The following is a 23,560-nucleotide window of genomic DNA, read 5'->3' as shown; positions in this document are numbered from 1 at the left end:
ATTGCGTGCCGCTCAGGCTAGCCGCATCCGCCGACATCCGGCCAAGTCGGTACCGACCCGGTACATATCGAGACGTGGGCCGCCCGGGGTGCGCGGGGCGGGTCACTCCTCGCGGGCCGCGGGGACCTTGGGGAGGCGCTCGGCGGCGACCACTCCCTCCAGGTAGCCGCGGGCCCGCTCGGTGCGCGGGTAGGCCTCCAGCAGTTCCCAGAAGCGGGGGCCGTGGCCGGGCACGAGGAGGTGGGCCAGCTCGTGGAGCAGCACGTAGTCGACGACGTACTCCGGCATCCCCTGGAGGCGGTGGGAGAGCCGGATGCTGCCTTCGGCGGGGGTGCAGGAGCCCCAGCGGGTGTTCTGGTTGGTGACCCAGCGCACCGAGCGGGGGCGGGCCCGGGCGCCGAAGTACTGCTCTGACAGACGCTCGGCGCGTTCGGTGAGTTCCGCGTCCCCGAGGGTGCGCTTGCTCTCCTGCGCGGCCAGCTTGTCGAGCATGACCCCCACCCAGCGCTGCTCCTCTGCCTCGGACATCCGGGCAGGGATGAGGACGACCGTACGGTCACCCTCGCGGTAGGCGGATACGGTCCTGCGGCGGCGCGCGCTCCGGCGGACTTCGACGGCGCGCTGCTGTGGGTCGGCGGACACGCCCAAGACCGTACCCGCTCGCCTGGCCGAAGTCCCCCCGCTCCGCGGTTCGAACGTGATCGGTTCGAAGGCGGCACGGGAAGCACCCCCCTTTCTCCATCTCATATGCCTTATAGCCCTTGCCTGTGGACGAATGCGCGCACGGAATGCGGCGGGCGGGCACTCTGCGAGGGACGGGAATGAGGCGGGGTTCGTTACGAGGGGGAAAGCCATGTATCCGAAGGTGAAGCCGGCGCTGGCGAGGGCGTGGCGGGATCTGCAGACGGTGCAGTTCGGGGTGACGCCCGCGCATGCGGTGGTGCTCGGCCCGGTGGACACGGCGACGGGATCGCTCATCGACCGGATCGACGGGACGCGGGGGATGGAGCTGCTGCGCGCGGAGGCGGTGACGGTGGGGCTGCCGGAGGGGCAGGTGGACGCGCTGGTCCGGCGGCTGGCGGCGGCCGGGCTGCTGGACGACGCCACGGCGGGCGGCCCGCGGGCCCAGGCCGTGCGCAAACGGCCGCAGACCCTGGAGCGGCTCGGGCCCGATCTGGGCTCGCTGTCGCTGGTGCACCGCGAGCCGGGGGGCGATTTGCGGGGGGTCGCGGCGCGGCGGGCCATACGGGTCCAGGTGCGCGGGAGCGGCCGGGTGGGCGGGGTGATCGCCGGGGTCCTGGCGGCGGCTGGGGTGGGCCGGGTCGAGGTCCTCGACGGCGGGCGGGTGGAGCCGGCGGATGTGGCGCCGGGCGGGCTCGGGCCCGACAGCGTGGGCCGGCTGCGGGCGGAGGCCGCGGCCGCGCTGGTCCGCGCATCGGCCCCGGGGCGCCCGCCGCGGACCGCGGAGCACGAGGGACCCGAGCCGGGGGTGTCCCTGGTGGTGGTCGCGCCCCGGGACGGACTGCAGGCGTGGGCCCCGGATCCGGGCACCGCGGCCGACTGGATCGCCGCCGGCACCCCTCATCTGTACGCCGGTGTACTGGAGGGCACCGGGCTGGTGGGGCCGCTGGTGCTGCCGGGGGCCACGGCGTGCGCGGGCTGCATGGAGCGTGACCGGGTCGAGGCGGATCCGGCCTGGCCCCGGATGCTGGTCCAATGGCGCTCGGCACACCGCCGCCGGGCCACCGCGGCCTGCGACCTGGGCCTGGCCACGGCGGTGGCCGGCCTGGCCGCGGCCCACGCCCTGTCCTTCCTCGACGGGGAGCTCCCCGCCTCCACGGCCTCCCGCTGGGAAGCCGCCCTCCCGGGCCTCCACTGGGAGCAGACCTCCCTGCGCCCCCACCCCGGCTGTCCCTGCGCGGCGGCCCGCGTCCCGGCCGAACAGGCGGTGCCGTCGTGAGGGCTCGATCAGCTCTCCGGCCGTGCGGGCCCATGAGGGTGGACACTGTCGGGCGGCGGAGGCTCACCCCGCATTCGGGGCGGGCGCCTCGGCCGGGGCGGGGCGGGGGCGCCATGACAGGATGCGGTTGGCCGAGGGGTCATCCTGAACCGCCGCTTGCGGCACAGCTGTCTGGGAATTGGAGGGGCGCATGTCTGATCTTCCCCGGAAGGCGGTCACCCGTACCGTCAAGCTGGCCGCGCTGCCGCTCGGCTTCGCGGGCCGGGTCACCTGGGGGCTGGGGAAGCGGATCGGGGGCAAGTCGGCGGAGATCGTGGCGCGCGAGCTCCAGCAGCGCACCGCCGAGCAGCTGTTCCGCACGCTCGGAGAGTTGAAGGGCGGTGCCATGAAGTTCGGGCAGGCGCTCTCGGTCTTCGAGTCGGCCCTGCCCGAGGAGGTCGCCGGGCCGTACCGGGCGGCGCTGACCAAGCTCCAGGAGGCGGCCCCGCCGCTGCCCGCCCAGACCGTGCACCAGGTTCTGGCGGACCGGCTGGGGGCCGACTGGCGGGAGCTGTTCGAGGAGTTCGAGGACAAGCCGGCCGCGGCCGCCTCGATCGGACAGGTGCACCGGGCGGTGTGGCACGACGGCCGGCAGGTCGCGGTCAAGGTCCAGTACCCGGGGGCCGGCGAGGCACTGCTGTCGGACCTGAAGCAACTGGGCCGGTTCGCGGGGCTGCTGGGGCCGCTGATCCCCGGTATGGACGTCAAGCCGCTGATCAAGGAGTTGCGCGACCGGGTCTCGGAGGAGCTGGACTACGAGCTGGAGGCAGAAGCCCAGCGGATCCACGCTGACGCGTTCGAGGGCGACGAGGACGTGGTCGTACCGGACGTGGTGCACCAGGGCGACCAGGTGCTGGTGACCGAGTGGATGGAGGGGACCCCGCTGTCGGAGGTGATAGCGGACGGCACCCAGGAGGAGCGCGACCGCGCCGGGCAGCTGCTGGCCCGGTTCCTCTTCTCGGGGCCCGCGCGCACCGGGCTGCTGCACGCCGATCCGCACCCGGGCAACTTCCGCCTGCTGGCGGGGGCGGACGGCCGGATGCGGCTGGGCGTGCTGGACTTCGGCACCGTCGACCGGCTGCCCGGCGGCTGGCCCAAACCCATAGGCACCTCGCTGCGGATGACGCTGGAGGGCGATGCCGAGGGGATCTACGGGCATCTGTGCGCCGAGGGGTTCGTGAGGGAGTCCATCGAACTGGATCCGGAGGCGGTGCTGGACTATCTGCTGCCCATCATCGAGCCCGCCCAGGCCGAGGAGTTCACCTTCACCCGGCCGTGGCTGCGCGGTCAGGCGGCCCGGATCGCGGATCCCCGGTCCCCCGCGCACCAGTTGGGCCGGCAGATCAATCTGCCGCCCTCGTACCTGCTGATCCACCGGGTGACGCTGAGCACCATCGGGGTGCTCTGCCAGCTGGGCGCGACGGTACGGCTGCGGGACGAACTGGAGTCCTGGCTCCCGGGGTTCCCGCCCGAGGAGTGAGCGGGTAGGCCTGTGGGCCTACCGGCCCGGGGTCACCACCAGGACGAGTCGAGGCGGCCCTCGATCGCCCTGAGGTTGGCTCGCGCGCAGTCGACGCAGAAGTACTGTCTGGTCCCGTTCTCCACCGAGCAGGTCCAGGTGGGCGGGGCGCCGTCGGGGGCCTTCTTGCCGCAGCGCGCGCAGACGACGGGCTGGGCCTCGGGTCCCGACGGGGCGGGGTGGGGATTCGGCTGGTCCACCTCCAGACGATATCCCCGCGAGGGCTGGAGAGCCGTCCGCAACGCACCGGGGGGACCGGTCCGTTCGGACCGGTCCCCCGTACGCTGCTGCGCCGCTGGTCAGCGGCGGTTCAGCCGCTGATCAGTGCATGACGGCCATGGCGAGGGCCCGCCGGGCGCGCAGCGAGACGCGCTCGGCTCGCCGCTGCATGCGGCGGGCGGCGACCAGGCGCAGGGCGCGACGCTCGGCGTCGACCTCGCGCATGCGGTCGTCCATATGGGCACGGGCCAGGGCTTCTGGGATGAGTTGCATTTCTCGGGTCCTGTTCTGACGCGAGGTGATCGCGCCGGCGGTGATGAAGTCTGCGTGGGCGGAGCCGTGCGGCTGCTCGCTCGTCGTGTGGGCGGTCATGAGGGCCTGCTTCAAGGGGTCGTGCGTCACGGGGCGGTCGATGGTTCCGATGGCGGTCATGCCGCGACAACCGGGTTCTTGCGCGGACGGCCACGGGGCCGCTTCCGGGCTACGACAACGCCCTGGACGAAGAGCTCGCCACCCCAGACACCCCAGGGCTCGCGGCGCTCGAGCGCACCGGCGAGGCAGGCCTCGACCAGCGGGCAGGTGGCGCACAGGGACTTGGCGTACTCGACGTCCGCCGGGGACTCGGCGAAGAAGACCTCGGGGTCGTAGGTACGGCAGGCGACGGGTACGCCGAGGTTCTCGATGGCGTCGTCGAGCGCGGTCAGCGCGGTGAGGGGAGTCAAGGTGGAGTCCTCCGGGACTGCGGGCGGGGAGATCGTCTGGGTCTGCGGTACGGACGGGGCGTGCGCTTCGAGTTGCACGGTGTTTTCTTCCTCGTCTTGGTTGGCTAGTCGTTCCGGCCGGGTTCGGCCGGGGGCGGCTGGTACCTGGTCTTGCCAGTCCCGAGGCTCCTTCGTGCCGTCGTCCCCGGTCGGGGACAAACAGAAGGGCCGCGGATCCCGGGTGGGGTTCCGCGGCCCTGAAGGCGCCGGCCTGATCTTGGAATCAGGCTGGATCACTCCAGGGTTCGAGCCCACGGAAGGCCCACATCAGGTGGTGCTGCTGCTTCGTCTGCGTCGTCTTGGATCCGGCACCGGCTGCGGCCGCAAACCCATAGGCGCCATGCGCCTGGGCTTCCAGTACTGCCACCGGTGCCTGGGTCGGTCGCTCATTCCGCTCGCTCGCCAGCAGCGCGGAGGGCGCGGCCAGCAGGGCGCGGCTGTCAGCGGAAATCGCGGACAGACCGGTACCCAGGAGCGGGAGGAGCGAGGAGGAGCCGAGCGTGCAGGAAGCGGCGACCGAGCGATCGGTCATTTTGGTGGTGGTGATGAAGCTGGTCACTGGTCTCGCCTCCTCTCGGCGTCTCGGGGACGGTGGCCCGGGGGCCTGTCCCATACGTATTCGGATAAGTACAGCACGGATCCGGAGCTTCGGAGAAGCCACCGTTTCCGTTGCTAAGAACCTATGGGGATTCGCTGGGCATGTGCAAACTATTTTTCCGACGAGTTTCTACGCGTCGTCAGCATCCGCGCCCCCAGGGTCCTGACCTGCGCAGATGGCCAGGACATCGGCTCCGTACCGGTCGAGCTTGCGGCCGCCGACTCCAGAGATCATCGAGAGCTCGCCCTCCTCGGACGGCTGGGCCTCCGCGATCGCGACGAGCGTCTTGTCCGTGAACACGCAGTACGCGGGCAGTCCCTGCTCCTTCGCCTGGCCCGCGCGCCACTCCCGCAGCCGCTCGTAGAGGCCCTCGTCCATGTCGGACGGGCAGTCCTCACAGCGCATCAGTTTCAGCTCGCCCGCCTCGGTGAGGGTCTTGCCGCAGACCCGGCACAGTGCCGGGCCGCGGCGGCCGCGCGCCCGGACCCCTCTCTCGGCCGGGGCGCCCGTCCGGCTTCCGGGGGCCGCAGAGCCCGGCCGCAGCCCGTTCAGGAAGCGGCTGGGGCGTCGGGAGGCCCGGCCGCCCGGAGCCCGGGAGAGCGCCCAGGAGAGCGTCAGGTGCAGCCGCGCGCGCGTGACGCCGACGTAGAGCAGCCGGCGCTCCTCCTCCACCTGCTCGTCGGTCTTGGCGTACGTGATCGGCAGCATGCCGTCGGTGAGGCCGGCCAGGAAGACGGCGTCCCACTCCAGGCCCTTGGCTGCGTGCAGCGAGGCGAGGGTGACGCCCTGGACGGTCGGGGCGTGCTGGGCGGCCCTGCGCTCGTCCAGCTCGACGGTCAGGTCCGCCAGGGTGGCCCCGGGCCGGCTGCGGGCGAAGTCCTCGGCGAGCCGGACCAGGGCGGCCACCGACTCCCACTGGTCGCGGACGGCACCGGAGCCGGCGGGCGGCTCGGCGGTCCAGCCGGTGGAGCTGAGCACGGCCCGGACCTGGGAGCCGAGCTCGACGACATCGTCGAGCAGCGGGTCGTTGCCCCCGGAGCGGGCGGCGCCGCGCAGGGCGAGGATCGCCTTCTGCACCTCGCCGCGCTCGAAGAAGCGCTCGGCGCCGCGCAGCTGGTAGGGGACCCCGGCGTCGGCGAGGGCCTGCTCGTAGACCTCGGACTGGGCGTTGATGCGGTAGAGCACGGCGATCTCGCCGGCCGGGACGCCCGCGGCGATCAGGTCCCGGATGCGCAGGGCGACGCCCTCGGCCTCGGCGGGCTCGTCCGGGTACTCGGCGTAGACCGGGTCGGGGCCGGGCTCGCGCTGGGAGACCAGCTCCAGGCGGTGCTCGGCGGCGCGGCCCTTGGCCTGGGCGAGGAGCCCGTTGGCGAGGTGGACCACCTGGGGGGTGGAGCGGTAGTCGCGGACCAGCTTGACCAGGGTGGCCTGCGGGTAGCGGGTGCGGAAGTTCAGCAGGTGGTCCGGGGTGGCACCGGTGAAGGAGTAGATCGTCTGGCTGGCGTCGCCGACGACGCAGAGGCTGTCGCGCTCGCCGAGCCACAGGTCCAGCAGCCGCTGCTGGAGCGGGCTGACGTCCTGGTACTCGTCCACCACGAAGTGCTGGTACTGGCTGCGGATCTGCTCGGCGATGTCGTGGCGGTCCTGGAGGATGCCGACCGTGAGCAGCAGCACGTCCTCGAAGTCGATCATGCCGCGGTCACGCTTGAGCTGCTCGTACGTCCCGTAGATCTGGGCGATCTCCGCCATGTCCCGGGGGGCTTCGCGGCCCGCCTTCAGGGCGGCCGCCGGATAGTCGGAGGGCACGGTCTGGGTGACCTTCGCCCACTCGATCTCACCGGTGACGTCGCGCAGCTCGCCCCGGTCGAGCCGGATGCGGCAGCGGGCGCCGGCCTCGGCGACGAGCTGGACCTTGCGCTCGACGAGCCGGGGCACCTCGCCGCCGATCGCCTTGGGCCAGAAGTACTGGAGCTGGCGCAGGGCGGCGGAGTGGAACGTCCGCGCCTGCACCCCGCCCGCGCCGAGGGAGCGCAGGCGGCCGCGCATCTCGCCGGCGGCGCGGTTGGTGAACGTGACGGCCAGCACACTGGCCGGCATCAGCTGGCCGGAGCGGACCCCGTAGGCGATCCGGTGGGTGATCGCCCGGGTCTTGCCCGTGCCCGCGCCCGCCAGCACGCACACCGGCCCGCGCAGGGTCGTCGCGACCTCGCGCTGCTCCGGGTCCAGGCCCAGGAGCACCGCGTCGGCCGAGTCCGCGCCGGCGGGGAAGGATGAGGGGTGCGTTGCTGATGTCACCCCGCCATGCTGCCAGGTCCCGCGGGGCGGGCGGGAAAGTTGTCCACAGGGTGCGCGCATTCGTCACACGGTCCTACCGGACGCACCTGACGTACTTGGACGTCACGGCCGTATCGCGGGTACGGGAATGGCCCCGCGGTCCCGTACGTTCGAGTACTCGGACCACCCAGACCCCACAGAGGAGAGCGCAGCATGCAGGACACGGGTTCCGTCACGATGTACAGCACGACCTGGTGCGGCTACTGCCGCCGGCTGAAGACCCAGCTGGACCGGGAAGGCATCGCGTACAACGAGATCAACATCGAGCTGGACCCGGAGTCCGCGGCGTTCGTCGAGAAGGCGAACGGCGGCAACCAGACGGTCCCGACCGTGCTCGTGAAGTCCGCCGCCGGCGCCGAGTCGGTCATGACGAACCCGAGCCTGGCCCAGGTCAAGCAGGCCCTCGCCGTCTGACGTCCGGCGCCTGACCCGCGCCCGGTGCGATGCGATGCGCGCACGAAAGGCCCCCGCCGCGGCGGGGGCCTTTCGTGCGCGCGCGAGCCTCACCCGGCCGCGCGCGGCAGCGGCTCCCCGTACCAGCGCTCGACCAGACGGGCCGCGATGGAGATCCCCGACGGGGGCAGCATCTCGCCCGACTCGAACGCGGCGCGCAGCTCCTCGCGGGAGAACCAGCGGGCCTCCTGGATCTCCTCGCCGTCGACCGTGATCTCGGTGGTCGTGGCGCGCGCCGTGAAGCCGAGCATCAGGCTGTACGGGAACGGCCAGGGCTGGCTGGCGACGTACTCGACCTCGCCGACCTTGACGCCCGCCTCCTCCCACACCTCGCGCACGACCGACTGCTCGATCGACTCGCCCGGCTCCACGAACCCGGCCAGCGTCGAGAACCGCCCCTCCGGCCAGTGCACCTGGCGGCCCAGCAGCGCGCGGTCGTGCTCGTCGGTGACCAGCATGATCACCGCCGGGTCGGTGCGCGGGTAGTGCTCGGCGCCGCAGCCCGGGCAGCGGCGGATGTGCCCGGCGGCCGCGACCACCGTGCGTTCGCCGCAGCGGGAGCAGAAGCGGTGCATCCGCTGCCAGTTCTCCAGGGCCACGGCGTGCACCATCAGCCCGGCGTCGCGCGGGGAGAGCAGCAGCCCGGCCTCGCGCAGGCCGGCCGGGCGGGCCGACTGGTCCATTCGGCCGGGCAGGGAGTCCTTCTGGAGCGCGAAGTACCGTACGCCCTCGTCGTCGGTGCCCAGGAAGTAGCGGTGCGTCTCGGTGACCGGGGCCTCGAAGGCCGGGGTCATCACTATCCCGGTCCCGCCGTCGGGGGTGTCGTCGATCAGGACCTGACCGCCGGAGACCACGAAGACGCGGGTCGTCGGGTGGCTCCAGGCGGCCGCGAGCCAGGCCTCGTCGAGGCGGTGGTGCGCGGCGCGGTCGATTCCGCTGGGCGCGGCGAGCGAGATCGGGTGCTCGGTATGGGTGCTCACAGGTACTTCCAACTCCCCCGGTGGTGGGACAGGCAGGCTCAGTGACTCTCGTGACTCGATGACTCGTGTGACTCGGTACGGCTGTGGGTGCGTGCGTCAGGCGGGTTTCCCGTGGGAGGCGGCCAGGTCGCCCCACAGGTAGGCGGCCGTCTCGACGCCCTTGAGGAGCAGGTCCAGCTCGACCTTCTCGTTCGGCGAGTGCCAGCCGTCGGACGGCACGGAGATGCCGAGGAACAGGACGGGCGCGTCCAGTACGTCCTGGAGGTCCGCCGCCGGTCCGGAGCCGCCCTCGCGGGTGAAGCGGACCTTCTCGCCGAACGCCCGGCCCATGGCCCGTACGACGGACTGCAGCGCCGGGTGGTCCAGCGGGGTCAGGCAGGGCCGGGTGGGGGCGCCGAAGACGATGGAGTGCCGGATCCCGTCCGGGATCCGCGCCGCGACCCAGTCCCGGACGGCCGCCTCGACCTCGTACGGGTCCTGCCCGGACACCAGGCGGAACGACAGCTTCAGGTGGGCGGAGGCGGGCACGATGGTCTTGCCGCCGGGGCCCTGGTAGCCGCCGCCGATGCCGTTGACCTCGGCGGTCGGGCGGGCCCAGACCCGCTCCAGGGTGGAGTAGCCCTTCTCCCCCGCGGCTGCGTGCGACTTGGCCGTGCGCAGCCACTCGGACTCGTCGAACGGCAGCTCGGCGATCAGCGCCCGCTCCTCGTCCGTGAGCTCGGCGATGTTGTCGTAGAAGCCGGGGATCGTGACCCGCTCGTCGGCGTCGTGGAGTGCCGCGACCAGGCGGGCGGCGGCGGTGGCCGGGTTGGGCACGGCCCCGCCGAAGGCGCCGGAGTGGATGTCCTGGTCGGGTCCGTACAGGTCGATCTCGCAGTCGGCGACGCCGCGCATGCCGGTGCAGACGGTGGGGGTGGTCTCGGACCACATGCCGGTGTCGGAGACGATCACGATGTCGGCGGCGAGGCGCTGCGCCTCGCGCTCGACCAGGGCGCGGAAGTTCGGGGAGCCCGACTCCTCCTCGCCCTCGATGAGCAGCTTGAGGTGCACGGCCGGGGCCTCGGCGCCGGTGGCGGCCAGGTGCGCCCGTACGCCGAGGGTGTGGAAGAAGACCTGGCCCTTGTCGTCGGCGGCGCCGCGCGCGTACATGCGGCCGCCCTGGATCACGGGCTCGAACGGGTCGGTGTGCCAGCCGTCGGCGACGGCGGCGGGCTGCACGTCGTGGTGCCCGTAGACGAGGACGGTCGGGGCGGCCGGGTCCGCGCTCGGCCACTCCGCGAAGACGGCGGGCGCGCCGGGGGTGGGCCAGATCTCCGTGACCGGGAAGCCGGTCTCCTTGAGCTTCGCGGCGAGCCACTCGGCGCTGCGACGTACGTCGTCCGCGTGCTCGGGCTGGGCCGAGACGGAGGGGATGCGCAGCCACTCGGCGAGGTCGTCGAGGAACGCGGCGCGGTGGGTGTCGATGTACGTGCGGACGACGCTGTCCGCCGGGGCTTCGCTCATGCCCACGAGCCTAACTGCCGGGGTGCCGGTCACTGTCCGTGTCCGTTTTGCCTTGGAGGATCCGCTCAAGACGGTCCCGGCCGGGGAGGTCGCGGGGGCGGATCACGCGGCCGCTGCGGACGTGGAGGAAGGCCGTGGTGACGCGGTCGAGGGGCGTGCCGGTGGCTTCCGCCCAGGCCAGGCGGTAGACGGCGAGCTGGAGGGGGTCGGCCTCGGTGGTGCGGCCGGTCTTCCAGTCGACGATCTCGTAGCCGCCGTCCTCGGTCCGGTACACGGCGTCGATCCGGCCGCGGACGACGCGGCCGGCGAGGGTGAGCTGGACCGGGACCTCCATGCGGTACGGGGTGCGCTCGGCGTACTCGCTCCGCTCGAAGGCGGCCTTGAGGGAGTCGAGGTCGGCCTCGTCGACGATGTCCTGGTCGGAGCCGGGCAGCTCGGTGGCGGGGTCGAGGACGTCGAGGAGCGGCAGCGGGAGCTCGTCGAAACGGGACTCGACCCAGGCGTGGAAGCGCGTTCCTTGGCGCGCCGCGGGCTGCGGGGGCTTCGGCATGGGGCGGGCGAGGTCGCGGGCGAAGCCCTGCTCGTCCGCGGCGAGGCGCAGGAGCTGGCTGGCGGAGAGGGCGGCCGGGAGCTCGACGTCGCGCACGGCGGCGCGGGCGCGCCGGAGCTCGCCTTCGAGGGCGTCGAGATCCCGGTCCCAGGAGGCGATGGCCCGAGCCTCTTCGGGGCTGAGCCGGGCCGCTGCCGCGGTGCGCCGGGGCGCGTGTGCGGTGGCTCCGCGCCGGGTCGGTCCCTCCGGGACGGGGTCCTCGGAGCCCCACTCGTCGTCGGGCCAGAGGTCGTCGTCGTACGGGTCGGTGCCGCCGGGCGGGGTCGGCCAGGCCGGGGCCTCGTCCGCCCAGGGGTCCTCGTCCGGCCGGACGGCGGGGGCCGCCCCGGTGCGGGCGTGCGGCACGGGCAGGGCTTCGTCCGCGGCCCAGAGGTCCTGGTCCTCCGCGTCCGCGGGCCGGCCCTCGGGTTCGTCAGCGTAGGCGGGGTCCTCGCAGTCGGGGGGCCACAGGTACGAGTTCGCCGACAGGTGGGACTCGACCAGGGCCGCCGCCGCGCGGCGCAGGGTCAGGGAGGCCGGGTCCAGGGGGAGGGGCCAGGACCGGTCCGGGGTGGACTCCGTGGCGAGCGACGGGTTCTCCGCGTCCGGGGCCGGTTCCTGCGCCCAGGCCTCGATCTCGCCGTGCCCCGCCGCGCAGTGCGCGTGGAGGGAGGACAGGAACGGGGACGGGCCCCGGCGCTTCTTCTGCGTCGGGCCCCACCAGTGCGCCGAGCCCAGGAGGAGCTTGCGGGGGCGGGTGAACGTCACGTAACCCAGGCGGAGTTCCTCCACCGCCTTGTGCTCCTTCAGCGAGGACTTGAAGGACTTCAGGCCCGCCGAGGTCCACGCCGGATCGGCCGGAAGGGTGGCCGCGTCACCGCGCAGGCCGTACGGCAGGACCTTGGCGTACGAGGTCCACGGCTCCGGGGCCTTCTCCTTCGGGAACGAGCCCGCGCACAGGTCCGGGACCACCACCACGTCCCACTCCAGCCCCTTGGACTTGTGGGCGGTGAGCACCTTCACCGTGTTCTCCCCGCCGGGGAGGGCGTGGTCCAGGCCCTTCTCGTACTGGACCGCCGTGCGCAGGAAGCCCAGGAAGGCCAGCAGGGTCGCCTCGCCGTCGAGGGACGCGAAGCCGGCCGCCACGTCCAGGAAGCCGGAGAGCGACTCGCGCCGCCGGGCCGCCAGCGCGTGCGGCGACGCCGACAGCTCCACGTCCAGGCCGGTCGCGGCCAGCACCCGGTGCAGTACGTCCATCAGCGGGTCCGCGAGCGAACGCCGCAGGTCGCGCAGCTCCTGGGCGAGGTGGGCGAAGCGGACCCTGGCCGCGGGAGAGAACGGCAGGTCGTCCGAAGCGGCCGCGGAACCGTCCAGGAACGTCTCCAGCGCGTCCGCCAGGGAGACGACCTCCACCGGGTCCACGCCCTCCACCGCCGCCGCGAGGCGCTCCTGCGGGTCCACCTCGCCCGGCGCGCGGCCGATCAGCTGCCGCGCCCGGCGCCCCAGCAGCGCCAGGTCGCGCGCGCCGATCCGCCAGCGCGGGCCGACGAGCAGCCGGACGAGGGAGGCGTTGGCGCCCGGGTCCTGGAGCACCTCGCACACCGCGACCAGGTCCGCGACCTCCGGCAGGTGCAGCAGCCCGGACAGCCCGACGACCTCCACCGGCACGTCCCGGGCCACCAGTACGGCCTGGATCTGCGCGAAGTCCCGCGCCGACCGGCACAGCACCGCGATCTCGCGCGGCTCCGTCCCCGTACGGACCAGGTGCGCGACCGAGTCCCCGAGCCACTCCAGCTCCTCGGCGTGCGTGTCCAGCAGCGCGCAGCGGACCGAGCCGGCCCGCTCCTCCCCCGGCGCCGCGCGCAGCGCCTCCACGCCCTCGTGCATCGAGCGCAGCGGCGCGGCCAGCTCGTTGGCCAGGTCGAGGAGGCGGCCGCCGCTGCGCCGGTTCTCGCTCAGCGAGAACCGGGTCGCGGGGCGCCCGTCGGCATGCGGGAAGTGCTCGGGGAAGTCGTCCAGGTTGGCCACGGACGCGCCGCGCCAGCCGTAGATCGCCTGGCAGGGGTCGCCGACGGCGGTCACCGCGTGCCCGCTGCCCCCGCCGAACAGGCCGGACAGCAGCAGCCGCTGGGCCACGGAGGTGTCCTGGTACTCGTCGAGCAGGACCACCCGGAACTCCTCGCGCAGCAGCGCCCCCACCTCGGGCCGGGTGGTGGCGAGCTGCGCGGACAGGGCTATCTGGTCGCTGAAGTCGAGCAGGTCGCGGGAGCGTTTGGCGGTGCGGTAGCGCTCGGTCAGCTCCAGCAGTTCGAGGCGGCCGCGCACGGCCTCGGGGACCTTGCGCAGGTCTTCGTTGGTGAGCTTGGCGCCGGCGAGGGCGTCGAGGAGCTCCGTGTCGTACGCGCGCAGCTCGGCCGGGGTGACCAGGTGCTCGGAGAGTTCGCCGTCGAGCGCGAGCAGGTCGCTGACCAGGTCGGGGACGGATTTGGTGAGCGCCGGGTACGGGCCGGGGGCCTCGCGCAGCACGCGCGCGGCGAGCTGGAAGCGGGTGGCGTCGGCGAGGAGGCGGGCGCTGGGCTCCAGGCCGATGCGCAGGCCGTGGTCCGCCAGGAGCTGGCCGGCGAAGGCGTGGTACGTGGAGATGCGCGGCTCGCCGCCGGCCGCGTCGGCCTCGGCCGGCGAAGGGTCCGGGTCGGTGATGCCGGCCCGCGCGAGGGCCTTGCGTACGCGCTCGGCGAGCTCGGCGGCGGCCTTGTTGGTGAAGGTCAGGCCGAGGACCTGCTCGGGGGCGACCGCTCCGGTGCCGACCAGCCAGACGACGCGGGCGGCCATGACAGTGGTCTTGCCGGAACCGGCGCCGGCCACGATGACCTGTGGGGCGGCCGGGGCGGTGATGCAGGCCAGCTGTTCGGGCGTGAAAGGGATGCCGAGGAGCTCCTTGAGCTGCTCGGGGTCGGTGAGGACGGACGGACGCGCGGACACGTGAAGAGGCTAGCCGGACCCACCGACACTCCCGGCCGCCGTCTCACCGGCCGGTCGATCACCGGCGGGCCGCCGGCCGTCGAACGGCCCGCTTCACTCCACCGTCTGGCGGCCCTCCGGCCGTGCGCTGCACGAGCTGCGGAAGGAGCAGTGGTCGCAGTGCTTTCCGGTGGCGGGCGCGAATCGCTCATCCAGGACCCGGCCGGCCGCGGTGGCGAGGAGGTCGCCGACCCATTCGCCGTTCAGCGGCTGCTGCGCCTGGATCCTGGGCACCGTCTCGCCGCCGTCCCGCTGGGCGGCGCCCTGGCGCAGCTGCACGAGCTCGGCGCCGCCCGCCTCGGGGCGCACCCCGTCGAAGACCTCGTCGACGGCGCCCTCGCGTACGGCGAGCTGGTACACGGCGAGCTGGGGGTGGCGTGCGACCTCGTCCTTCGTGGGCGCGGCCTTGCCGGTCTTGAAGTCGACCACGTACGCGCGCCCCTGGGGGTCCGCTTCGACCCTGTCCATGGAACCCCGGATCCGGACGGTGTGGTCACCCGCTTCGAGCGTGACGTCGAACGCGTGCTCCGTGGCCACGGAGGCCCTGCCCCCGCGGTCGGTGGTGTGCCAGCGCAGGAAGCGCTCCAGGGCGGCGCGGGCGTTGTCCTTCTCCTGGCGGGATTTCCAGGGGGCGTCGAAGGCGAGGGCGTCCCAGACGGAGTCGAGGCGTTCCATCAGGACGGCCAGGTCGGCGGGGGTGCGGCCGGAGGCGACCTCGTCGGCGAGGACGTGGACGACGTTGCCGAAGCCCTGGGCCGCGGTGGAGGGGGCGTCGGCCTTGACCTCGCGGCCGAGGAACCACTGGAGGGAGCAGGTGTTGGCGAGCTGGTCCAGGGCGGAGCCGGAGAGGGCGACGGGCCGGTCCCGGTCGCGCAGCGGTACGGCCGAGGCGGTGGGCTCGTACAGCCCCCACCAGCGCTGCGGGTGCGCGGCGGGGACCAGCGGGCGGTCGTCCTGGTCGGTGAGCGCGGCGAGGCGGGCGAGGCGTCGGGCGGCCGCCTCGCGGAGCGCGGGAGAGGCGTCGGGGTCGACGGTGGTGGCGCGCAGTTCGGCGACGAGCGCGGGGACGGCGAGGGGGCGCCGGGGGCGGCCGGTGACGTCCTTCGGGGTGACCCCGAGCTCGGTGAGGAAGCGGGAGGGCTGGTCGCCGTCCTCGGCGGGGGCCTTGACGGCGGTGACGACGAGGCGGTCGCGGGCGCGGGTGGCGGCGACGTAGAAGAGGCGGCGCTCCTCGGCGAGGAGCGCGCCGGGGGTGAGCGGCTCGGCGAGCCCGCCCGGCCCGATGCGGTCCGCTTCGAGGAGGGAGCCGCGGCGGCGCAGGTCGGGCCAGAGCCCTTCCTGTACGCCGGCCACGACGACGAGGGACCACTCCAGGCCCTTGGAGCGGTGGGCGGTCATGAGGCGGACGGCCTCGGAGCGGGTGGTCCGGGTCGTGAGGGTGTCGGCGGCGATGTCCTCGGCTTCGAGCTGTTCCAGGAAGTTGAGGGCGCCGCGGCCGCCGGTGCGGTCCTCGGCGCGGGCGGCGGTGTCGAAGAGCGCGCAGACGGCGTCGAGGTCGCGGTCGGCGTTGCGGCCGGCCGCGCCGCCGCGGCGGGCGCCGCGCTCCAGGCGCTGGGGCCAGGGGGTGCCCTCCCAGAGGATCCAGAGGGCCTCTTCGGCGGTGCCGCCGCCCTGGAGGAGCTCGCGGGCCTTGCGCAGGAGCATCCCGAGGCGCTGCGCTCCGCGGGCGTACGCGGGGTCGTGGGCGGTGAGCCGTTCGGGCTCGGCGAGTGCGCGGGCGAGCAGGACGTCGGAGGGGGCCGGCACCTTGATGCCGGCGGCCCGCTCCTCGTCGCGCAGGGCCCGGCCGAGCCGCCGCAGATCGGCGGCGTCCATCCCGCCGAGCGGCGAGGTGAGCAGCGCCAGCGCCGCCTCGACCCCGATCCACCCTTCGTCTTCGCCTGCGCCTTCGCCGGCGCCCTCGGCGGGCGCGGCGGGGGATTCGGCGCCGTCGGCAGGTTCCCGGACCGCTGCCGCGTCGGCGGCGCCCGGGTCCCGGGGCGCCGGCACCACCGGGTCGCCGGCCCGCTGCGGAGCGGTCGGCGTGGTGTCGGGCTCGCGGTCCGCGGGCGCCGGGATCGGGGTGGCGGCCGTGCGGAGGGCCGTCAGGAGGGGGGTCGTCGCCGGTTCGTGGCGCAGGGGGGTGTCCGTACCGTCCGTCTCCGCCGGGACTCCCGCCGAGATCAGGGCCCGGCGCATCGCCGGGAGGGTGCGGCCTCCGGAGCGGACCAGGACGGCCATGTCCTGCCACGGCACGCCGTCCTCCAGGTGCGCCCGGCGCAGGATGTCGGCGATGTTGTCCAGTTCGGCGCCGGCCGTGGGGTACGTGAACACCTCCACCCCGCCGCCCTCGCGGACCGGGGCCAGGGCCCGGTGGGCGCGGACCGCCGCCGAGGGGAGGCGCGGGACCGGCATACGGGTGGTCAGGAAGCGGGTGGCCGCCAGGAGGTTCGCGGCCGAGCGGCGGCCCACCGTCAGGGCGTGGACCGCCGCGCCCGGGAAGGAGCCCTCGAAGTCCAGGATGTTGTTGATGTCGGCCCCGCGGAAGGCGTAGATCGACTGGTCCGGGTCGCCGAAGGCGATCAGCGTGCCCGCCGGGCCGGCCAGGGCGCGCAGCAGCCGCAGCTGGGAGGCGTCCGTGTCCTGGTACTCGTCCACGTAGATCACGTCGTAGGACCCGGTGAGCGACGGAGTGCGTTCCGCCAGGAGGACGGCCCGGTGCACGAGCTCCGCGTAGTCCAGCGTGCCCTGCATGTCCAGGACGTCCAGGTACTCCGACAGGAACGCGGCCGCCGCCTTCCAGTCCGGGCGGCCCAGCCGGGTCGCGAACGCGTCCAGCGCCGCCGGGCCGAGGCCCAGCTCGCGGGCGCGGGCGAGCACCGCGCGGACCTCGTCCGCGAAGCCGCGCGTGGTCAGCGCGGCCCGCAGATCGTCCGGCCAGCGGATGGAGCGGATCTGGCGCTGGCCGTCCAGCAGGGTGCGGACCATCACATCCTGCTCCGGGCCCGACAGCAGGCGCAGCGGATCCGCGAACAGGTCGGTGTCCTGGTGGGCGCGGACCAGTCCGTAGCAGAAGGAGTGGAAGGTGGTGGCCTGCGGAGCCCGCGCCCCGCCGAGCCGCAGGGCGGCCCGGTCGCGCAGTTCCACCGCCGCCTTGCGGCTGAAGGTGAGGATCAGGATCCGGGCCGGGTCCACCCCGGCCTCGACCCGGGCCGCGGCCGCCTCGACCAGCGTGGTCGTCTTCCCGGTACCCGGTCCGGCCAGGACGAGGAGCGGGCCGTCGGTGTGGTCAACCACCGCCTGCTGCGCTGCGTCCAGAACAGGGGGATCCACCCGCTGCGGCCCGGTGCGCACGAGGCGGTACGCGTCAGGGGTCCGCGTACGCCGCCGCTCGGTGCGGTCGGATGGAGAGGTGATCACGTGGGGTGCCGGTCCTGGTGGGTCTGCGGATACTGCGGATACTGCGGATACTGCGGTTCCTGCCGTTGCTTCGGGTGCCGCGGTCACCGTGGCCGCCGCCGCGCCTGCCGAAGCCGAAGGGGCAACGCTACGGCAACCGCCGGGTCCCGCGCAGTTCCCCGAGGTGGGGACGGAGGGTCCGCGCACCGTCGCCCGTACGGGCGCTCGACCGCCCGCCCCGGCCCCGCATGGCCGAAGCTGTCAGATGTGACCCTCGTCCCGTGCGGCGTTCTCCTCCCGACCGTCCCAGCGCGCCCGCGGCATGTTCAGCCGGGCCTCGCCGCCGGCGGTCAGCCGCAGCGGGGTGGCCTCCGTCCGGTAGTGCTCCAGGGCCCGGATCTCGCTGCCGGGCAGCGGCCGGCCGTCCGCCCGGACCACGCGCCACCAGGGCACGGCTCCCCCGTACAGGGCCATCACGCGCCCGACTTGGCGCGGTCCGCCCTCGCCGAGCCATTCGGCGACGTCCCCGTACGTCATCACCCGGCCGGGCGGAATCCGCTCGGCCACCTCCAGCACCCGCTCCGCGTACGCGGGCAGCTCTTCGCTCATTGCGCCCATGGTGCCGTACATCACGGACCGGTTCCCGGAAGGTTTCCTTCCGTACCGGCGCGCACCCTGATGCCCCGCCCTTGCGTCGGTCCGTGCCACCATCTTCCGGGCGGTGACTGGTGATACGTGATCAAGAAGAGACGGAAGTGACGACGAAGGAGCAGGGTGTGAGCCCTCCGGACGGCGCGGCTGAGGACGACAGCACGCGCCCAGACCCGCACCCCGGGTCCGGGAAGCTCCCCGACGAGCCCCCCGGCCGGGCCACGCCCGCGCCCGGAACCGGAGCCGGAGCCGGCCCCGGAGGCACACCCGAGCCCGACGCCGGGGCCGGTGTCACGGGCGAACCCCGGGCCCGGGCCAAGGCCGGGAAGGCGCCCGCGGCCGACGCCGACGGGCCGCACGGGCGCGCCTCCGCGTCAGCGGACCAGGTCGAGGTCGACGAGCCGCTGCTCGCCGCCCGCGTCCACCGCCCCTCCGACCTCGTACGCCTCCTCGTCGGCGTCCTCGGCATCGCCGTCGTCCTCGCCATCGCCGCCTTCGCCCACCGCACCACCGCCGGCCTCGAAGCCGACATCAGCCAGGGCACCGGCGCCGCCCCCGATCTGCTGATCAAGGTCGCCGGGCTGGTGTCCAGCATCGCCGTGCTGCTCGTGCCCGTGGCCTTCGCCATCGAGCGGCTGATCAAACGGGACGGACTGCGCATCGCCGACGGCGTGCTCGCCGCCGTCCTCGCGCACGGCGTGACCCTGGCCACCGACCTGTGGGTCTCCCAGGCCGCCTCCGACACCATCCAGGACGCCCTCACCCGTGCCACCAGCGTCGGCGGCCCCATCACCGACCCGGTGCACGGCTACCTCGCGCCCGTCATCGCGTACATGACCGCCGTCGGCATGACCCGCAGGCCGCGCTGGCGGGTCGCGCTGTGGGTGGTCCTGCTGCTCGACGCCTTCGCGATGCTGGTCAGCGGGTACACCACCCCGTTCTCGATCATCCTGACCGTGCTGATCGGCTGGAGCGTCGCGTACGGGACCCTGTACGCCGTCGGCTCGCCCAACGTCCGCCCCACCGGGCAGACCCTGCTGGCCGGCCTGCGCCGGGTCGGCTTCAAGCCGGTCAGCGCCATGCGCGCGGAACTCCCGGACGGCGCCGACGCCTCGGAGGTCAGCGACCGGGGCCGGCGCTACCACGTCACGCTGGAGGACGGCCCGCCGCTCGACGTCACGGTCGTCGACCGCGAGCAGCAGGCGCACGGGTTCTTCTACCGGGTCTGGCGCCGGCTCACCCTGCGCGGCATCACGACGCGGCGCAGCCTCCAGTCTCTCCGCCAGGCGCTGGAGCAGGAGGCGCTCCTCGCGTACGCGGCCATCGCTGCCGGGGCCAACGCGCCGAAGCTGATCGCCACGTCCGAGCTCGGCCCGGACGCCGTGATGCTCGTGTACGAGCACCTGGACGGCCGGCCCCTCGACGCGCTCGCCGACGAGGAGATCACCGACGGCCTGACCCGCAACACGTGGATGCAGGTACGGGCCCTACAGTCGCGGCGGATCGCCCACCGGCGGCTGACCGGCGACGCGCTCGTGGTGGATCGTTCCGGCAATGTCGTCCTCACCGACCTGCGCGGCGGCGAGATCGCGGCCGGGGACCTGGTGCTCCGGATGGACATCGCGCAGCTGCTGACCACACTCGGGCTGCGGATCGGCGCGGAGCGCTCGGTGGCCTCGGCGGTGTCGGTGCTCGGCCCGGACGCGGTGGCGGACTGCCTGCCGCTGCTCCAGCCGATCGCGCTGAGCCGCTCCACGCGGGCGACGCTGCGCAGGCTGGCGCGGGAGCGGGCCGACCGGCAGCGGGAGGCCGTACTGGAGTCCTCGCGGGCGGCGAAGGCGGCGCGCGAGGCGGGTGCCAAGTCGGCGGGAGCCAAGTCGGCGACGAGCACGGCCGCGGAGAAGAAGGCTGAGAAGAAGGCGCTGGACGACGCCCTCGACGGGGCCCGCGAGGAGGACCTGCTGAGCCAGATCCGCCGGCAGGTGCTGCTGATCCGCCCGCAGGCGCCGGTGGAGCCGGCCCGGCTGGAGCGGATCCGGCCGCGCACGCTGGTGTCGTTCATCGCGGGCGCGTTCGGCGCGTACTTCCTGCTCACGCAGCTGGCGCACGTGGACTTCGCGACGGTCGTCGGCGAGGCGCAGTGGGGCTGGGTGGGGGCCGCGCTGGCCTTCTCGGCGCTCACCTACTTCGCGGCGGCGATGAGCCTGCTGGGGTTCGTGCCGGAGCGGGTGTCGTTCCTGCGGACGGTCGTCGCGCAGGTGGCGGGGTCGTTCGTGAAACTGGTGGCGCCGGCGGCGGTCGGCGGTGTCGCGCTGAACACGCGGTTCCTGCAGCGGGCCGGGATCCGGCCGGGGCTGGCGGTGGCGAGCGTGGGTGCCTCGCAGCTGTTCGGTCTGGCGAGCCACGTCCTGCTGCTGCTGGCCTTCGGCTACCTGACGGGCACCGAGAAGACCCCGGAGATGACGCCGTCCCGGACGGTCATCGCGGGTCTGCTGACGGTGGCGGTGCTGGTGCTGGTGGTGACGGCGGTGCCGTTCCTGCGGAAGTTCGTGGCGACGCGGGTGCGGGCGCTGTTCGCGGGTGTGGTGCCGCGCATGCTGGACGTGCTGCAGCGGCCGCAGAAGCTGATGACGGGCATCGGCGGCATGCTGCTGCTGACCGGCTGCTTCGTGATGTGCCTGGACGCGTCGATCCGGGCGTTCGGCGGCGGCCAGGCCATCAGCTACGCGAGCATCGCGGTGGTGTTCCTGGCGGGCAACGCGCTGGGGTCGGCGGCGCCGACGCCGGGCGGTATCGGCGCGGTGGAGACGACGCTGACGCTGGGGCTGATCGCGGCGGGCCTGGAGAAGGAGGTCGCCATCTCGGCGGTGCTCCTGTTCCGCCTGATGACGTTCTGGCTCCCGGTCCTGCCGGGCTGGCTGTCCTTCAACTACCTGACCCGGAAAGAGGCCATCTAGGAAGTACAGCGGGCGGGTCAGCGCCGGGCGCCAGGCCGACGCGGCGGGCCGTGGGCCCGATGGGCGAACCCCTGGCAGCCCACCAACTCCTCCCCCACCGGGTGGTGCTCGTACCGCTGGACGAGCGCGGCGGGCTGTGGACGGCCGGACTCGGAGGCCTGGACTGGATCTGCGCGTTCTCCGACGAGGAGGCGCTGGCCCGGTTCGCGGTGGCACGGGACGAGGCCGAACGCGAGTGGCCCTACCGGCGCATCACGGGCGCCCGGCTGCTGGACGAGCTGGTCCCGGCCCTGGACTTCCCGTGCGGGGTGGCACTGGACGCGGCCGGCCCCGACGGGGTGGTGCTTCCTCCGTTGCGCGGCATCGTGCCGGATGCGGCGGCACTGGACGGGCAGGTGGCGGCGTGAGCGGGGACCAGCCGGATCTGGACGTCTCGAAAGAGGCTCTCGGGCTGATAGCGCGCGGCATCACGGAAACGCTGGCCGAGCTTAAGGAGGTCGGCTCGGTCGGCACCGCGGGCATGGGCCGCGGATTCTCCGAGCTCGGCCTGTCGGGCATGCAGACGGGTCACGAAGGTCTGACCTCCACCCTCAGGACATTTTGCGAGCGCTGGGAGTGGGGGGTGCGCTCGCTCGTCCAGCAGGGGAACACCTTCGCGTTCGACGTCGGCCTGTCGGCGGGTCTCGTACACGAGCAGGACCAGTACGTCCAGGGCGCGTTCAAGGTGGGCACGAACGCCATGATGGGCAACCCGTACGCCTCCGAGGCGGACATCACCGCGAAGAGCTGGGACGACGTCCTCTCCGACAATCCGTACACCCAGGTCCGCGACGCGGACTACAGCGGCGAGTCCTACGAACGGGCCACCGAGGGCACCAAGGAGGCCTGGAAGACCGCGATCCGCGACGCAAACAGCTCCGACATCCTGCTCTCCAACCAGGTCCTCGGCGCGGCCGGACTGCGCGACGAGATGAACACGGTGGTGGAGGACATGGTCGGCCCGGCGCCCGAGGCGCTGCCGGAGGGTGAGCACTGATGGCGGACTGGGGCAGCCTGGTCAACAAGGGCCTGGACAAGCTTGACGACGGCTGGGAGTCCGCGAAGAAGGTCGCCGGTGCGGGCATCGACAAGGCCACCGACGGAATCGGCGGTGCCCTCGACTACGTCGGCGCGCACGGCGCGGCGGACAAGGTCGAGGACTGGGGCGACAACGCCGCCTCCAACCTCGGCGCCACGGTGGGTGAGCAGCAACTCGGCCAGACCGAGGAGGCCAACGAACTGATCCACGGCTCACCTTCCGCGATCCGGGAATCGGCCAAACACTTCAGGGACTTCCAGACGGCGTTCGACCGGGTCGGCGAGGGCATGCGCGCCCTGGACTCGGGCCACTGGAAGGGCGCGGCGGCCGACGCCTTCCGGGAGAAGTTCGCGATGCATCCGACGGACTGGCTCCGGGCGGCCGACGCCTGCGAGGCCGCCGCCGGCGCGCTGGCCCGGTACACGGAGACGGTCCAGTGGGCGCAGCAGCAGGCGGGAGAGGCGGTCAACCTCTACAAGAAGGGCGACAAGGCCACGAAGGACGCGGACGCCGCCTACGAGACCAAGGCCAAGGAGTACGAGGCCGCCGCCAAGGCCGGTCACGATCCCGGCCTGAAGCCGACCGTCCCGGGTGACGTGGGCGCGGCGGACCGCAAACGGGCCCAGGAGATCCTGAACGAGGCCCGCCGTCAGCGTGATGAGATCGCCTCGGCAGTCCAGAAGGTGCTGGAGACCGCTCTGGAGCACGCCCCGGCCAAACCGCCCGCGATGGAGCGGGCCTGGTCCGGCTTCCTCGACCACGAGGGTGCCCAGGCCGTCGAGCTCACCCACTTCACGGGCGGGGTCGTGAAGGGCACGGCGGACCTGCTGAACTTCGCCCGCGGCCTCAACCCGGCGGACCCGTACAACCTCACACACCCAGCCGAGTACGCGCAGCACCTCAACATGACCCTGGCGGGTCTCGTCTCCACGGCCTCGCACCCGGAGCGCATCCCCGGCGCCGTACTCGACAGCTTCGAAGGCGACGCGAGCGAGGGCTGGGGCCGCCTCGCCCCGGAATTCATCGGCACCAAGGGCGCCGGCGGGGCCGCCCGCACAGCCGCCCGTACGGGTACCCGTGCCGCGGAGACGGGCGCGGAGAACGCGGCCCGGAAGGAGGCGACGCGCGCGGCGCAGAAGGCCGAACAAGAAGCTGCGGCGCGCGCCAAGAGGGAGGACCTGACCTGCCGCGAGGACCCGGTCGACATGGCGACGGGCCGGATGATCCTCCCTCAGACCGACCTCGTGCTGCCCGGCTCGCTGCCGCTGGTCTTCAACCGCACCTTCGAATCCTCGTACCGCTCGGGCCGATAGTTCGGTCCGACCTGGGCCAGTACGGTCGACCAGCGCCTGGAGATCGACGAGGAAGGCATCGTCTTCGTCCGCGAGGACGGAAGCCTGCTCGCCTACCCGACCCCCGAGCCGGGGACCGCCGTCCTCCCGTCCCACGGCCATCGCTGG

At 73.5% G+C, this 23,560-nt stretch carries 18 protein-coding genes; 7 read left to right on the top strand and 11 right to left on the bottom strand.

Translation table 11 applies throughout. The annotated features are described in order from the left end of the window. Window positions 1-102: 102 nt before the first annotated feature. Window positions 103-747, bottom strand: a complete 645-nt coding sequence (locus OG509_RS24890) for a M48 family metallopeptidase (protein ID WP_406184718.1) — start codon at window positions 745-747, stop codon at window positions 103-105. Window positions 748-853: 106 nt separating this feature from the next. On the opposite strand from OG509_RS24890, the gene OG509_RS24885 reads away from it, so the two are divergent. Together OG509_RS24885 and OG509_RS24880 are read left to right on the top strand one after the other, a co-directional pair. Next, window positions 854-1,960 (top strand): ThiF family adenylyltransferase, encoded by a 1,107-nt coding sequence (locus OG509_RS24885; protein WP_406184717.1) that lies wholly within the window; start codon window positions 854-856, stop codon window positions 1,958-1,960. 190 nt (window positions 1,961-2,150) lie between these two features. Then, window positions 2,151-3,479, top strand: coding sequence for an ABC1 kinase family protein (locus tag OG509_RS24880; protein ID WP_406184716.1), 1,329 nt, complete (start codon window positions 2,151-2,153; stop codon window positions 3,477-3,479). 32 nt (window positions 3,480-3,511) lie between these two features. Here OG509_RS24880 and OG509_RS24875 read toward each other — a convergent pair whose 3' ends face one another. The 5 genes from OG509_RS24875 to OG509_RS24855 form a co-directional block, all read right to left on the bottom strand. After that, the gene (locus OG509_RS24875; protein WP_099889587.1) at window positions 3,512-3,718 is read right to left on the bottom strand and encodes a hypothetical protein; all 207 of its coding nucleotides are present in this window, start codon (window positions 3,716-3,718) and stop codon (window positions 3,512-3,514) included. Between the two features lie 121 nt (window positions 3,719-3,839). Then, on the bottom strand, window positions 3,840-4,169 hold the full coding sequence (locus tag OG509_RS24870; protein WP_030153507.1) for a hypothetical protein: 330 nt from the start codon (window positions 4,167-4,169) through the stop codon (window positions 3,840-3,842). Then, a complete protein-coding gene (locus OG509_RS24865; protein ID WP_030153506.1) occupies window positions 4,166-4,537 on the bottom strand; it encodes a WhiB family transcriptional regulator in 372 nt (123 codons plus the stop codon). The genes OG509_RS24870 and OG509_RS24865 overlap by 4 nt, the downstream gene beginning before the upstream one ends. Window positions 4,538-4,721: 184 nt before the next feature. Next, window positions 4,722-5,057 carry a hypothetical protein gene (locus OG509_RS24860; protein WP_030153504.1) on the bottom strand — a complete coding sequence of 112 codons (336 nt, stop codon included), beginning with the start codon at window positions 5,055-5,057 and terminating at the stop codon, window positions 4,722-4,724. Between the two features lie 168 nt (window positions 5,058-5,225). Beyond that, complete coding sequence (locus OG509_RS24855; protein ID WP_406184714.1) at window positions 5,226-7,451, bottom strand: ATP-dependent DNA helicase UvrD2; 2,226 nt, start codon at window positions 7,449-7,451, stop codon at window positions 5,226-5,228. Between the two features lie 132 nt (window positions 7,452-7,583). Between OG509_RS24855 and OG509_RS24850 the strand changes: the two genes are divergently transcribed. Beyond that, window positions 7,584-7,844, top strand: coding sequence for a mycoredoxin (locus OG509_RS24850; protein ID WP_030153502.1), 261 nt, complete (start codon window positions 7,584-7,586; stop codon window positions 7,842-7,844). A gap of 89 nt (window positions 7,845-7,933) precedes the next feature. On the opposite strand, the gene nudC is transcribed toward OG509_RS24850, so the two are convergent. The 5 genes from nudC to OG509_RS24825 all read right to left on the bottom strand — a co-directional run bounded on the left by nudC (window position 7,934) and on the right by OG509_RS24825 (window position 18,032). After that, window positions 7,934-8,875 carry an NAD(+) diphosphatase gene (gene nudC, locus OG509_RS24845; protein ID WP_406184712.1) on the bottom strand — a complete coding sequence of 314 codons (942 nt, stop codon included), beginning with the start codon at window positions 8,873-8,875 and terminating at the stop codon, window positions 7,934-7,936. An 84-nt stretch (window positions 8,876-8,959) separates the two neighbouring features. Beyond that, entirely contained in the window at window positions 8,960-10,366 is a 1,407-nt protein-coding gene (locus OG509_RS24840; RefSeq protein WP_387282831.1) for a dipeptidase, read from the bottom strand. 10 nt (window positions 10,367-10,376) lie between these two features. Further along, window positions 10,377-13,937: a UvrD-helicase domain-containing protein gene (locus tag OG509_RS24835; protein ID WP_406184710.1), complete on the bottom strand. Its 3,561-nt coding sequence runs from the start codon at window positions 13,935-13,937 to the stop codon at window positions 10,377-10,379. A 93-nt stretch (window positions 13,938-14,030) separates the two neighbouring features. Further along, window positions 14,031-17,432 (bottom strand): ATP-dependent helicase, encoded by a 3,402-nt coding sequence (locus OG509_RS24830; RefSeq protein WP_406187673.1) that lies wholly within the window; start codon window positions 17,430-17,432, stop codon window positions 14,031-14,033. A gap of 243 nt (window positions 17,433-17,675) precedes the next feature. Continuing rightward, window positions 17,676-18,032: an MGMT family protein gene (locus OG509_RS24825; protein ID WP_406184709.1), complete on the bottom strand. Its 357-nt coding sequence runs from the start codon at window positions 18,030-18,032 to the stop codon at window positions 17,676-17,678. A gap of 110 nt (window positions 18,033-18,142) precedes the next feature. On the opposite strand from OG509_RS24825, the gene OG509_RS24820 reads away from it, so the two are divergent. The 4 genes from OG509_RS24820 to OG509_RS24805 are packed head-to-tail and all read left to right on the top strand — an operon-like array spanning window position 18,143 to window position 23,413. Beyond that, the gene (locus tag OG509_RS24820) at window positions 18,143-21,022 is read left to right on the top strand and encodes a YbhN family protein (protein WP_406184708.1); all 2,880 of its coding nucleotides are present in this window, start codon (window positions 18,143-18,145) and stop codon (window positions 21,020-21,022) included. A gap of 59 nt (window positions 21,023-21,081) precedes the next feature. Next, window positions 21,082-21,429 (top strand): SseB family protein, encoded by a 348-nt coding sequence (locus OG509_RS24815; RefSeq protein ID WP_406184707.1) that lies wholly within the window; start codon window positions 21,082-21,084, stop codon window positions 21,427-21,429. Further along, window positions 21,426-22,058, top strand: a complete 633-nt coding sequence (locus tag OG509_RS24810) for a hypothetical protein (protein WP_406184706.1) — start codon at window positions 21,426-21,428, stop codon at window positions 22,056-22,058. Before OG509_RS24815 ends, OG509_RS24810 begins: the two co-directional genes overlap by 4 nt. Next, complete coding sequence (locus OG509_RS24805; RefSeq protein ID WP_406184704.1) at window positions 22,058-23,413, top strand: putative T7SS-secreted protein; 1,356 nt, start codon at window positions 22,058-22,060, stop codon at window positions 23,411-23,413. The genes OG509_RS24810 and OG509_RS24805 overlap by 1 nt, the downstream gene beginning before the upstream one ends. Window positions 23,414-23,560 lie beyond the last annotated feature (147 nt).

This window comes from Streptomyces sp. NBC_01006 (assembly GCF_045162725.1).
In the GTDB taxonomy this organism is placed as follows: domain Bacteria; phylum Actinomycetota; class Actinomycetes; order Streptomycetales; family Streptomycetaceae; genus Streptomyces.
Note: the sequence above shows the minus strand (reverse complement) of the source record. Positions and strands in the feature narration are given on the sequence as shown.

Coding starts and splice junctions, on each gene's coding strand:
- OG509_RS24890 (WP_406184718.1), bottom strand. CDS start 747: ATGAGATGGAGAAAGGGGGGTGCTTCCCGTGCCGCCTTCGAACCGATC.
- OG509_RS24885 (WP_406184717.1), top strand. CDS start 854: ATGTATCCGAAGGTGAAGCCGGCGCTGGCGAGGGCGTGGCGGGATCTG.
- OG509_RS24880 (WP_406184716.1), top strand. CDS start 2,151: ATGTCTGATCTTCCCCGGAAGGCGGTCACCCGTACCGTCAAGCTGGCC.
- OG509_RS24870 (WP_030153507.1), bottom strand. CDS start 4,169: ATGACCGCCATCGGAACCATCGACCGCCCCGTGACGCACGACCCCTTG.
- OG509_RS24855 (WP_406184714.1), bottom strand. CDS start 7,451: ATGCGCGCACCCTGTGGACAACTTTCCCGCCCGCCCCGCGGGACCTGG.
- OG509_RS24850 (WP_030153502.1), top strand. CDS start 7,584: ATGCAGGACACGGGTTCCGTCACGATGTACAGCACGACCTGGTGCGGC.
- OG509_RS24840 (WP_387282831.1), bottom strand. CDS start 10,366: ATGAGCGAAGCCCCGGCGGACAGCGTCGTCCGCACGTACATCGACACC.
- OG509_RS24825 (WP_406184709.1), bottom strand. CDS start 18,032: ATGGGCGCAATGAGCGAAGAGCTGCCCGCGTACGCGGAGCGGGTGCTG.
- OG509_RS24815 (WP_406184707.1), top strand. CDS start 21,082: ATGGGCGAACCCCTGGCAGCCCACCAACTCCTCCCCCACCGGGTGGTG.
- OG509_RS24805 (WP_406184704.1), top strand. CDS start 22,058: ATGGCGGACTGGGGCAGCCTGGTCAACAAGGGCCTGGACAAGCTTGAC.